General features: G+C 72.2%; 8 protein-coding genes. All 8 read right to left on the reverse strand.

The features are described from left to right. Positions 1-4: 4 nt before the first annotated feature. The 8 genes from ACIQ6R_RS34555 to ACIQ6R_RS34590 all read right to left on the reverse strand — a co-directional run bounded on the left by ACIQ6R_RS34555 (position 5) and on the right by ACIQ6R_RS34590 (position 11,506). Positions 5-3,337 (reverse strand): BTAD domain-containing putative transcriptional regulator, encoded by a 3,333-nt coding sequence (locus ACIQ6R_RS34555; RefSeq protein WP_404225783.1) that lies wholly within the window; start codon positions 3,335-3,337, stop codon positions 5-7. Between the two features lie 254 nt (positions 3,338-3,591). Continuing rightward, positions 3,592-4,497 (reverse strand): glycosyltransferase family 2 protein, encoded by a 906-nt coding sequence (locus ACIQ6R_RS34560; protein WP_404185894.1) that lies wholly within the window; start codon positions 4,495-4,497, stop codon positions 3,592-3,594. A 765-nt stretch (positions 4,498-5,262) separates the two neighbouring features. Next, positions 5,263-6,222, reverse strand: coding sequence for a dTDP-glucose 4,6-dehydratase (gene rfbB, locus ACIQ6R_RS34565; protein WP_404225785.1), 960 nt, complete (start codon positions 6,220-6,222; stop codon positions 5,263-5,265). Between the two features lie 47 nt (positions 6,223-6,269). Continuing rightward, the gene (locus tag ACIQ6R_RS34570) at positions 6,270-7,337 is read right to left on the reverse strand and encodes a glucose-1-phosphate thymidylyltransferase (RefSeq protein WP_404225787.1); all 1,068 of its coding nucleotides are present in this window, start codon (positions 7,335-7,337) and stop codon (positions 6,270-6,272) included. Beyond that, entirely contained in the window at positions 7,334-8,410 is a 1,077-nt protein-coding gene (locus ACIQ6R_RS34575) for a glycosyltransferase (protein ID WP_404225789.1), read from the reverse strand. Before ACIQ6R_RS34575 ends, ACIQ6R_RS34570 begins: the two co-directional genes overlap by 4 nt. Before the next feature lie 250 nt (positions 8,411-8,660). Beyond that, positions 8,661-9,287 carry a LuxR family transcriptional regulator gene (locus tag ACIQ6R_RS34580; protein WP_404225790.1) on the reverse strand — a complete coding sequence of 209 codons (627 nt, stop codon included), beginning with the start codon at positions 9,285-9,287 and terminating at the stop codon, positions 8,661-8,663. A gap of 201 nt (positions 9,288-9,488) precedes the next feature. Next, the gene (locus ACIQ6R_RS34585; RefSeq protein WP_404225792.1) at positions 9,489-10,151 is read right to left on the reverse strand and encodes a GPP34 family phosphoprotein; all 663 of its coding nucleotides are present in this window, start codon (positions 10,149-10,151) and stop codon (positions 9,489-9,491) included. A gap of 56 nt (positions 10,152-10,207) precedes the next feature. Then, positions 10,208-11,506, reverse strand: coding sequence for a YcaO-like family protein (locus ACIQ6R_RS34590; protein WP_404225794.1), 1,299 nt, complete (start codon positions 11,504-11,506; stop codon positions 10,208-10,210). Between the last annotated feature and the right edge of the window lie 8 nt (positions 11,507-11,514).

Raw genomic sequence — 11,514 nt, forward strand, 5'->3', positions numbered from 1 at the left:
GCGATCAGTCGGCGGGAGGTCCCTCGGCCAGCAGCTCCCGCAACTCCCCCGCCACCGTCTTCGCGTCCGTCCCGTCCAACGCCGCCAGCGCCGCCCGCCACTGCTCGTACGCCTCGCGATCGCGCCCCCGCTCCCGCAGCAGCAGCCCCTGTTGGTGCCGGGCGAGACCGCCGGCGTAGCGGTCGGCGCGGGCGTCGGCGCGGCGGACCAGCTCCGCGCACTCGTCGGCGGCCCGTTCGGTGCGGCCCAGCAGGCGCAGGGCGCGGACGAGGCCGAGCCTGGTCTGGGACTCGCCGTGCCAGTCACCGTGCCCGCCCAGGATGCGCATGCTCTCCTCGAAGTGCTCCGCGGCGGCGCCCGGTTCGCCGAGGGTGAGGTGGGCGTAGCCGATGTTGCAGTGCGCCGAGTGCTGCACGATCACGTTGCCGATCTCGTCGCCGATGGCGAGCGAACGCCGGTGCTGCTCGATCGCCGCCCGTGGGTCGGTGTGCTCGTAGAGGTTCCCGAGATGGCTGTGGGTGATCGCCTCGCCCCACGGGTCGTTCAGCTGCTGTGAGAACGCGAGGCTCTGACGCAGCGCCTCGGCCGACTCGTCGTGTCGGCCGAGGTTTTCGAGGAGCAGGCCGCGGTTGTTGAGGCAGCGGCGGATCCGGGTGACCGTGCCGAGCCGCCGCCAGACCGCCAGCGAACGGTCGTTGAGCGCGAGCGCGTCACTGAGCCGCCCGGTCAGGAAGTGCAGGCCGGCGAGGTCGCCCAGCGCGTAGGCCTCGGCGGCCTCGTCACCGTGGCGCCGCGCGAGGTCGAGGGCGCCCCGGCCCAGTACCTCCATCTCGGCGACCCGGCCGCTGCGCTGGGCGTAGGGGAAGAGGAGACGGACGAGGACGGCGAGATGACGGCTCCCGCCATCCCCACCGCCACTGCCGTCACCACCGCCACTGCCACTGCCACGGCCATCACCCCCGCCACCGCCACCGCCATCATCACTGCCACTGCCACTGCCGACACTGCCGCCGCAGTGGCGCTCGACGAGGGCGACGACGTTCTCCGCCTCCAGGTCGCCCCAGGCGAAGGCGTCCTCGGAGCGGGCGAAGGGCGGGACCGAGGCGACCTCCGTCGCGTGTTCGGGGGGCTGTGCGGCGGTGGGGCGGCGGCGGTCGTCCTGGTCGATGCCGGGTTCGACGATCGCGGTGAGGACGCGCTCGGCGACGGCGGCGTACCAGCGCAGGGTGGTCACGGCGATGCCGTCCCTGCCGTCCCTGCCGTCGTCGCCGCGGGCGATCTCCCGGGCGAACTCGCGCACCAGGTCGTGGGGGGCGTAGCGGCCGTACGCGATCTCCTCCAGCAGGGCCACGTCGACGAGGCGGTCGAGGGCGGCCTCGGCACGGCCCTCGTCGGCGTCGATGAGACGGGCGAGCAGCGGTGCGCCGTACGCGGGCAGATCGAGGGCGCCGATGCGGCGCAGCGCGAGGGCCGCGTCCCGGTCGGCCTCGCGGTCGGAGGCGGCGAGCGCGTCGTGGGCGACGGCGAGGGAACGCCGCACGCTCAGGTCGTCGTACTCCAGGTGGTTCAGCCGCCCCTCGGTGGCGGACAGTTGGCCGGCGAGCACGTCGGGAGTGAGGGCGCGCCGGGCGGCCAGGCGGGCGGCGACGACACGCAGGGCCAGGGGAAGGCGGCCGGTGAGCTCGACGAGGGGGTGGCCGGCGTCCGGTCCGTACCGGCTGTCGCGCCCGGACGCCGCCCGCAGCAGCGCCGCGCTCTCCGCCCCGGACAGCGGCGCGAGCGGGAAGCGGTGGGCGCCGTCGAGTGCGGTGAGCGGCGACCGGCTGGTGACGATCACCGCGCAGCCGGGGCCGGCCGGCAGCAGCGGGCGTACCTGCGCGGCGTTGTCGGCGTCGTCCAGGAGCAGGAGCGTCCGCGTCGGCGCGAGCAGGGAGCGCAGCAACGCGGCTGCTGCGTCGGACTGTTCGGGGACGAGCCGGGGATCGGCGCCGAGGTCGCGGAGCAGCGCGGTGAGCGCCTGATCCTGGGTCAGCGGGGACATTCCGGGGGTGGCGCCGTGCAGGTTGAGGTAGAGCTGCCCATCGGGGAAACGTTCCTTCATCCCGTGCGAGACATGGAGCGCGAGGGCGGTCTTGCCGACGCCGGCCATGCCGCTGACGACGGCTACGCGGGGGTGCGAGCCGGGGGCGAGGGCGCGGACCAGGTCGCCGCGTACGGCGTCACGACCGGTGAAGTACGACGGCGCGGCGGGCAGTTGCGCCGGGCGCGGAGGGGAGACCGCCTGCTCCGGGACGGGACGGACGGGCGGGACGTCGACGCGCGGTACGGGGTAGCGGGGGGCGGCGTCGCGGGAGGAGGCATCGCGGGGAGCGGTATCGCGGGGAGCGTTCTGTGGTGCGGCAATCCGTGAGTCCTGTGGAGCGGCGCTCTGCGAGCTCTGTGCTGTGTCGCTCTGTGAGCCCTGTGCTGCGGCGCTCCGCGAATTCTGTGCTGCGGCACTCCGCGACGCCGGGCTCTGCGCAGCCACGCTCCGTGGCACGGCCGGCGCCCCCCGCAGCACTTCCACGTGCGCCGCCCGCACGGCGGGGCCCGGCTCGATGCCGAGGTCCTCGGCGAGGCGGGCGCGCAGGTCGCGGTGGACGGCCAGCGCCTCCGCCCGCCGGCCGGTGCGATGCAGGGCCAGCATCAGCTGACGGTGGTACGTCTCCCGCAGCGGATGCTCGGCGGCGAGCGCGGACAGCTCCGGTACGAGACTCTCCAGCCGCGCGCCACCGAGGGACAGTTCGGCGTCGTAGCACCACTCGGTGAGCAGGAGCCGCGTCTCCTGGAGCCGCTGGGCGAACGCGTACCCGCCCACCTCGGCCGGCAGCCCGGCGAGCGGCGCGCCCCGCCACAGCGCCAGTGCGGCCGAGCCCGCGCGCACGACCCGATCCCAGTCGCCGTCGGCGTGCGCGGCGCGCGCCTCACTCGCGGCGGCCTCGAAGACGTGCACGTCCACCTCGCCCTCCTCGACCCGCAGGAGGTAGCCGGACGGTACGGTGCGCAGCCGGCCGGGCTCGTCGATCAGCCGCCGCAGCCGGGTCACGTGATTGTGCAGCGAGGCCCGCGCGGACACCGGCGGAGCACTGCCCCACAGCGCGTCCTCGAGCGACTCGGCGGGCACGGCCCGCCCCGCCTCCAGCAGCAGCGCGGCGAGCAGGACCCGGACCTTGGGACTGGCCACAGGGATGGGGGCGGGGACGTGGACAGGAGCGGCGTCGACCACCGGAACGGCGGCATCGGCGGCGTACAGGACCGGTGGTCCCAGCAGTCCGAACCGCAGGCGGTACCGCCTCACTCCGCCCTACCGCCTTCCTCACGGCGGATTTCCGCCACGGCCGTCTCCGTCAAGGCGACCCCTCGTCAACGAAGAACCGTTGGCCATATGTTAGCGATCCGTTGGCAAGATCTGATGTGATCACACCATCGGATCTGGCCCGGGGGTGCGCGCGTAGAACGCGTTGCTCGGGGGAGTGTCGCCGCCGCGGCCGGGTCCGGGGACGCATGGGGCCCCGTTCGTCAGAGGTGAACGACCGGGGCTCTCTGTCCCGCTCAGATGATGGGCGGCCGTCCCAGCCGGGTGAGCCGCCCCACCGTGCGCCAGCGCATCGGCCGCCGCTCCCCCGCGGGCTTGCGCAGTCCCTCCGCGAACCCGCCGAACCAGGCCCGCAGCCCGCCGAGCGACCGGTGGCGCGCCAGCGTGAGCAGCATCCACACGCCGAGGTGGACGGGAATCAGCGGCAGCGGCAGCCGCCGGCGGGCCAGCCAGACCCGGTTACGGGCGTTGACCCGGAAGTAGACGGCGTGCCGTGCGGGCGAGGTCTTCGGGTGCTGGAGCAGCAGCTCGGGCGCGTAGAGGATGCGCCACCCGGCGTCGGCGGCGCGCCAGGCCAGGTCGGTCTCCTCGTGCGCGAAGAAGAACTCGGCGGGCCAGTCGCCGACCTCGTCGAGCATCTCCGACCGCAGCGCGTGTCCGCCGCCGAGGAAGCCGGTGACGTACCCGCCCCGCATGGGGTCGGAGGCGCCGACCCTGGGGACGTGCCGCTGCTGTGTCTCGCCATGCTCGTCGGCGATCCGGAAGCCGACGATGCCGAGCCGGTCGTCGGCGGCGAACAGCTCCCCCACCCGGCGCAGCACATCGGCGTCCACGAGGAGCCCGTCGTCGTCCAGCTCCACGACCACGTCGGTGTCGCCGAACTCCCGCAACCGCGCGAGCGCCACGTTCCGCCCGCCGGGACAGCCCAGGTTCTCGTCGACCTCGATCGGCGTGACCTCACCGGGCAACGACAGCCGCGCGGCGAACTCGGGCAGCGGACAGCCGTTGCCGACGATCACGATCCGCGCGGGCGGAACGTCCTGCTTGGCCACGGACTCCAGCAGGGCGTCGACCTCGGCGGGCCGGTTCCCCATGGTCACCACGGCGACGGCGATCCTCGGTCCACCCGTGTCCTCGCCCATGCCCTCACCTCGTCCCCGGCCGACAGCGTGTGCGCGATGCTAACCGTTCACGACCGCGATTCCCGGCGTACGCCCCTCCGCGGCCCCGCGGTTCGCCGCACTGGCCGCCTGGCCGTGGTCACTGGCCACTGCTCGCTGGCCACTGGTACGGAGAACCGCGGGGGCCGGTTCAACGGGCGCACCCCGCTCCTGCGGGAGCGACGGCATACAAAACAAAGAACCCGCAGATCAGATACCTGACCCGCGGGTTTCATGTGGAGCCGCCTTCGGGATTCGAACCCGGGACCTACGCATAACGAGACCATGAGCGTTCGTGTTGCGTAGTGCCGCGTCGTGCTGCCCAGTAGCGTTTTGCCAGATCAGAGCACGCGCAGCAGGTTGACCCAGGCTCCCTCGTAATGCACCGTCCAAAGGCGTGTGTCCACCGACTGTCCACCGGTGGAGATCCAGAAGTGGTCAATCAGGGCGCTGAGCGGCTGCAAGCGTGCCCCTCGACGAGGCCAGACGGGCACGCTGGGGTGCTTGTCCGACCTCGACAGAACCACCCTCGGCGGCAGCGAGTGGAGGTGTATCCGCGATCGGCGGGCACACCACGGTGGTCGGCTCAGTTCGGAGCGGATCCCAATGTGTCCCATGGGGAGAGATGTCCGCGGTCCTGGCGCGGACGGTCCCCGCGTGTACACGGCCGCTACGGTCCAGCAGCGGAGGTTTTGGCCACGACCAGGGGGCCGGCGGCGGGAAAGGTACCGGCAACGATCCGACACGTCATCCCCGGGCCGCCTTCCACCAGGCGGTGTTCTCCCGGTACCAGGCCACCGTGGCGGCCAGGCCCTCGTCGAAGGAGCGCCGGGGCTTATAGCCCAGTTCGTCACGGATCTTGGACCAGTCGATGGAGTAGCGGGCGTCGTGGCCCTTGCGGTCCTCGACGTGGACGACGCTGTCCCAGTCCCGGCCGCAGGCGTCCAGCAGTCGCTCGGTGAGTTGTTTGTTGGTGAGTTCGGTGCCGCCGCCGATGTTGTAGACCTCGCCCGGGCGGCCGCCCTCCAGCACGAGCCGCAGCGCACGGCAGTGGTCCTCGACGTGCAGCCAGTCGCGGACCTGTCCGCCGTCTCCGTACAGCGGTACCCGGCGCCCGTCGAGAAGGCTGGTGATGAAGAGCGGGATGATCTTCTCCGGGTACTGGTAGGGCCCGTAGTTGTTCGAGCAGCGGGTGACACGGACGTCAAGGCCGTGCGTGCGGTGATAGGCCAGGGCGAGGAGGTCGGATCCCGACTTGGCTGCGGAGTAGGGGGAGTTGGGGGCGAGGGGCTGGTCCTCGGTCCAGGAGCCGACGGCGATCGAGCCGTAGACCTCGTCCGTGGAGACGTGGACGAAGGTGCCGAGGCCCGTGCGGACGGCGGCTTCCAGCAGGACCTGGGTGCCCAGCATGTTGGTCGAGGCGAAGTCGCCGCCGTCGGCGATCGAGCGGTCGACGTGGGATTCGGCGGCCAGGTGGACCACCGCGTCGTGCTCGGCCATCAGTCCGGCCACGCGTTCGGCGTCGAGGATGTCCCCGCGGACGAAGCGCAGCCGGAAGTCGTCGGCCACGGGCGCGAGGTTGGCGGGGTTGCCCGCGTAGGTCAGCGCGTCCAGGACGGTGACCGCCTCGGTCGTGGGGTCGGACAGCAGCGATCGTACGAAGTGGGAGCCGATGAAGCCGGCCCCTCCGGTGACAAGGGTTCTCATGGCGGGTGTCGCGGTCTCTCGTGTCGTGGGTGTCCCGAAAAGCGAGCTCAGGAGGCGATCCGGATCCGGCTGTGATCGCCGAGGACGAGGCGGTGTGCTCGTGGTGCCCGGACCGCGCCGGAGACGTGGACGGAGCGGCCGATGAGCGAACCCTCGACACGGCCCGCGTCCTCGATCCGCGATCCCTGCAGGACGATGGAGAACTCCACCTCGCTGCCCCTGATCCGGCAGCCGTCGGCGATGGAGGTGAAGGCCCCGATGTGGGAGTCGGTGACGACGGTGTCGGCACCGATGACGGTGGGACCGACGATCCGGGACCGCACGATCCTGGCTCCGGGGGCGATCCTGACCCGGCCCACGAGCTCGCTCGCCTCGTCCACCCATCCTTGGACGGCCGGCTCCACGGTCTCCAGGACGGTGCGGTTGACCTCCAGCATGTCGTCGGCGTTACCGGTGTCCTTCCAGTAGCCGGTGATGGTGGTGGCGCGGACGTCGCGGCCGGAGTCGACCAGCCACTGCACGGCGTCGGTGATCTCGAGCTCGCCGCGCGCCGAAGGCACACAGGCGGCGACGGCCTCGTGCACCACGGGGGTGAAGAGGTAGACGCCGACCAGCGCCAGGTCGCTGCGGGGCGCCGGGGGCTTCTCCTCCAGCCGCACGACGGCGCCGTCCGGCCCCAGTTCGGCGACCCCGAACATCGACGGGTCCGCGACCTTGGTGAGCAGGATTCCGGCGTCGGGCCGCTCCCGGCGGAACTCTTCCACCACGTCGGTGATCCCGCCGACGACGAAGTTGTCGCCGAGGTACATGACGAAGTCGTCGTCGCCGAGCCAGTCGCGGGCGATGAGCACGGCGTGCGCCAGCCCGAGAGGGGCTTCCTGCGGCAGGTAGGTGATCCGGGCCCCGAAGGCCGAGCCGTCGCCGAGGGCGGCCCGTATCTCGTCGGCCGTGCCGCCGACGACGACCCCTATCTCGGTGATGTCAGCGGCGACGATCGACTCGATGCCGTAGAAGAGGACCGGTTTGTTGGCGACGGGGACGAGCTGCTTGGCGGCGGTGTGGGTGATGGGTCGCAGCCGTGTGCCGGTACCGCCGGCGAGAACGAGGGCCTTCATCGTCTTCCCGCTCCCGTGAGGTTCCCGGCGGTCCCGGCGCACTCCGCCGCGGCCGCGTCGAGGAGGGCGAACAGCCTCGGTTGGCTCCGCCGCACCAAGGACGTGACGCGCTCGGCGTGCTCGGCGGTGGAGCAGCGCAGCGGCTGGGCCACGGCGTAGCGGCCGCCCCACCTGATGACCAAGAGGTCCGGCCAGAGGTCCCGGGCGGACCGCCTGGCCCGCGCGATCTCCGCCACCGGGTCGCCGTGCCAGTCCAGGGGCCTGGTGAAGCGTTCGTCCGCCACCAGCCGGGCGAGCCACTCCTCGGTGTCGGCGAGCTGCGCGGTCCGGTACGCGGCGGCGTCCCGCCCGGAGCGCAGGAGTTCCAGCATCGAACGTGCCGCGCGGGGGTCGTCGAAGACGGCTAGGGGCAGCCGGTGCCTGGCCGGTATCCGGTGCCGGCGCGTGCCGCTGTCGTCGAGCAGGACGGTCGTGCGGTCGGCCACCGTGGTGAAGCGTGCCCCCGCGTCGGTCATCCGCAGCCACAGATCCCAGTCCTCCAGGCCCTCACCGGTGCGCCAGCCGCCGGCCCGTTCCGCGAGGCCGCGCCGGTGTGCTACGCGCGACGGCTCGAAGACCACCCCGAGGACCTGGAACTCCGGGTGCCAGCACATCTCGTACGGCTGTGAGTCCGCCCGGAGCGTTCCTCGGGGGTCGCGCAGTTCGAAGCCCGTGGCGACGAGTTCGGCGCCGCCCTGCATCAGGGAGAGCACCACCTCCAGGTGGTCCGCGCGCCACTGGTCGTCGTGGTCGAGATAGGCGACGAACTCGCCCCGTGCCTCGGCCAGTGCGGTGTTCCTGGGGCCGCTGGGGTGACCGTGGCGTTCGGTGCGCAGTGGTCTGATCCGTGGATCGGTGCGGGCGCCGTGGCGGACCCAGTCGTCGGTGTCGTCGGTGCTGCCGTCGGACACCACGAGCATCTCCCAGTCGGTCACGGTCTGGGCGGTCACCGAGGCGAGGGTGTCCAGGATCGCCCGGGACCGGTTGTACGTCGGACAGATCACCGACACGCGGGGCTCGAGGGCATGCTCCATCTGTGCAACTTTCCGCGTCGTGGATCGGGAGCTCTTTGCCATTGCACCGGCGCCCGCGACCGTCGATTTCCTGTAGCGAACGCCGCCGAACGGAAAACGGGTGAATGGACTCCGCGCCGGACGACGCGGAGACGCCGTCCGCACGCGCGGAGCGGGCGCGCTGCGGCGCCTGTCGCAAAGTTAGCGGTCGGCGGTGCGCGGGCGCGCCCGCCGGAGGTCGAGTCGTCCCCCGCCCCGGGGCGGGGGCGGCTCAGGCCGCGAAGTGGACCGGCAGCGCCTGGGAGTGCCACAGGGCCGCGACCTGGGCGCGGTCCCGGCAGCCCAGTTTGCGCAGGACGTTCGACACGTGGAACTTGACCGTGCTGCGCTCGATGGTCAGCCGCTCGGCGATCTCGGAGTTGGACAGGCCCTCGGCGACGAGCACGGCCACCGTTCGTTCCCGGCCGGTGAGTTGGGTGATCTCGGCCGTAGGCAGCTCCGGCGGCCGGGCGTGGCCGACCCGGCCGGACAGCAGCGTGGGAACGAGTTCGGGCGAGATCCAGCCACGCCCGCTCAACACCTCGCGCACGGCCCTGACATAACCGTGGTCGGGGTCGTCGCGATCGACGATTCCGGCCACCCGGGCGCATCGGGGCAACCGGAAGAACGCGTCGCTGCGCCCGTTGACCAGCACGATGACCCGCTTGCCCCACTCGGCGACCGACGGGTCGGCGTCCACCGTGTCGCTTTCGACGATGGCGACGTCGGCCGGGGCCACGGGCCGCGTCGAGGCGTACCTGTCGTCGTTCCCCGAGACGAGCCACCCGAGGCCGGCCAGCGCCTCGGTCATCCGGCGCCGCGCTGAAGGAGTGCTGATGCCGACAAGGATTCGTTCCATGCTTCCCCCGAACTATGGTCGCAGCGCAGGGGAAGACCGGAACTGGTCAAAACCGGTCATGCCCCCGTACGACCTTGATCACTACGGGGGAAGTTAACACAAGCTCATTACCCCTTCAACGGAAAGTGTTAACGGAGCAAACGACTTGAGGAAGAACTGAGGTCGGCGGTTCCGCTTCCGCCCGATTCACCCGACAGGCCCTCAGGTGGCGGCGTTGATCACGGTGACGGTCGTGGACGCCGAGTAGGCCGACAGCGCCACGTGCACCGAGTCGATCAGCTGCTTCATGGCCGGCTCGGCCCAGTGCCCCTCGGTCAGTTCGGCCATGCGCTCGTCGACGGCGGTCCGGTCGGCGTCGGCGAACACGAGGTCCCGCAGCCCGCCGGTGTGCAGCAGGACCACCAGCGCGGCCGTGCGCGCGTCGGGCTCCTCGCCCTCCAGGACCGCCGCCGTGAGCTTCCGGCGTACCTGAGCCTCGGCCGATCCGTCGGCCTCCGGGTAGCGGCTCGTGGGGAAGATGCCCCAGCGCCGGGTCCGCTCCTCGCGGATGGCGCCCTTGTCGAGCAGTCCCTGCCGCGCGCCGGCGACGGCTTCCTCGCGCAGTTCGAAGATCCACGCCTGGACGTCCTTGGGCTCGTCCGCTGCGGCGATCCGCGCGAGCGCCTCGTCCAGGGCCGGGACACCCGGCGGGGTGGGGTCGGTGACGACGAGGCGGTCGCCCTCCATGCGGACGCGGTCCGCGAGCGCCAGTTCCAGTACGGACGCGCTGGAGATCATGTATTCGGACTGCGACTGCAGTTGGGGGGCGCCGGTGGTGTCGTCGAGGGACAGGAGCATGATCTGCTCGCCGAGTGTGGTCTCCATGAGGGGGTCCTCTCCTTCAGCTGATCCGCGAAACTCGATCTGTGAAACGTTCCTGCTCAGGGCAGGGGGTGGGGACGGTTCCGGGGCGCCGGTCCCGGTGCGGCGGCCAGGCCCGTCCTGGCCTCGGCCGTTTCCAACCGCCGCGAGTTCCAGCTGAAGCCGTGTGACTCCGCCATCCGCAACTGCTGGTAGCCGACCGGTACGACCTTGACCACCGCCCAGCCCATCTCCCGCAGGGCGGCCGGAAGCCGGCCGGTCAGGTCGACGGCGAGCGGGTCGGCGCCGTCGGCGAGCAGTCCCTCCAGGACGGCGGAGGTCGTCACCGGCCGCGCCGTGCGGGGGGCCCGGGCCTCGCCGAAACCGGCGACCCACTCGCCGACGAGGTCGAAGCACTGCCGGGACGCCACGTACCGCAGCCGGTCGTCGTCGTCCCTGATCTCGGCCGGGGCTTCGCCGTAGCCGTGGCTCTCGCGCTGGTTCACCACCGCCGAGCGTATCTGGAGCGCCTCCTGGAGCGCCCCGAGCATGCTCCAGCCCACCTGGTCCGTGGCGTTGCAGCCGACGGTCGCCAGCGGCTGCGGACCCGTCTCGTCGATGACCACCCCCACGGTGCAGACCACGCCGGGCACCCCGGTCGGCAGATCCGCGAGGACCGGCAGAAGCCCGGCCTCGCGGGCGGACCTCCACAGCTTCAGCAGGCTGCGCCAGTGCACGTACTTCTTGCCCTTGCGCACCCGCTCCGCCTCGATGGCGCCGACGTCGACGCGCGTCGGACGCAGCCGGCGTTCCCAGGCGACGAGAAGCGCGTCCCGTTCGACCGCCTCCAGCAGGGCCGAGCGCAACGCCATGTCGTACCCCTGCCCGGACGCCGCCCCCGAGGGCCCCGGGTCGAAACCCTCGGCCTCCTCAGCGGGCGCCGGGTAGTCGACCAGGCCCGCGGGCACCAGGACCTCGGCGCCGTCCCGGAGCCGCCGAGCCGGGTACCACGTCAGAGGCCGCTCCGTGACCCGCGCGTCGCCGAGCGCGACACCGTGGCCGGCGAAGGACAGCGCGCGGGTGCCGAGGGTGCTCGGGGCCGCCCGGACTGCGCCGGGGAGCGACCCCGGCCGCGGAAAGAGCGCGTACCGCTCGACCGCCTCACCCGCGCCGCGCACCAGGGCGTCCATGCGCGAGTACCCGTACGCGCCGACGACCCTCGGCGACAGCGCCTGCGCCGTGTTCTCGGCGCGGTCGGTGCCGCAGGAGAGCCGGACCAGGGCCTTCCACAGGGGATCGGCGGGCGGTGCGGGAGGCAGCATGCCGGACTTCTCCGCCAGTCCGTTGCCGGGGTCGAGAGTGGCCAAGAAGTCGATCATCAAAGGGT

Source organism: Streptomyces sp. NPDC096048 (assembly GCF_044763415.1).
In the GTDB taxonomy this organism is placed as follows: domain Bacteria; phylum Actinomycetota; class Actinomycetes; order Streptomycetales; family Streptomycetaceae; genus Streptomyces.

Bases quoted from the DNA above. Each gene is read 5' to 3' on its own strand.
- ACIQ6R_RS34590 (WP_404225794.1), bottom strand. From the start codon at position 11,506: ATGATCGACTTCTTGGCCACTCTCGACCCCGGCAACGGACTGGCGGAG.
- ACIQ6R_RS34570 (WP_404225787.1), bottom strand. From the start codon at position 7,337: ATGAAGGCCCTCGTTCTCGCCGGCGGTACCGGCACACGGCTGCGACCC.
- ACIQ6R_RS34585 (WP_404225792.1), bottom strand. From the start codon at position 10,151: ATGGAGACCACACTCGGCGAGCAGATCATGCTCCTGTCCCTCGACGAC.
- ACIQ6R_RS34560 (WP_404185894.1), bottom strand. From the start codon at position 4,497: ATGGGCGAGGACACGGGTGGACCGAGGATCGCCGTCGCCGTGGTGACC.
- ACIQ6R_RS34580 (WP_404225790.1), bottom strand. From the start codon at position 9,287: ATGGAACGAATCCTTGTCGGCATCAGCACTCCTTCAGCGCGGCGCCGG.
- rfbB (WP_404225785.1), bottom strand. From the start codon at position 6,222: ATGAGAACCCTTGTCACCGGAGGGGCCGGCTTCATCGGCTCCCACTTC.
- ACIQ6R_RS34575 (WP_404225789.1), bottom strand. From the start codon at position 8,410: ATGGAGCATGCCCTCGAGCCCCGCGTGTCGGTGATCTGTCCGACGTAC.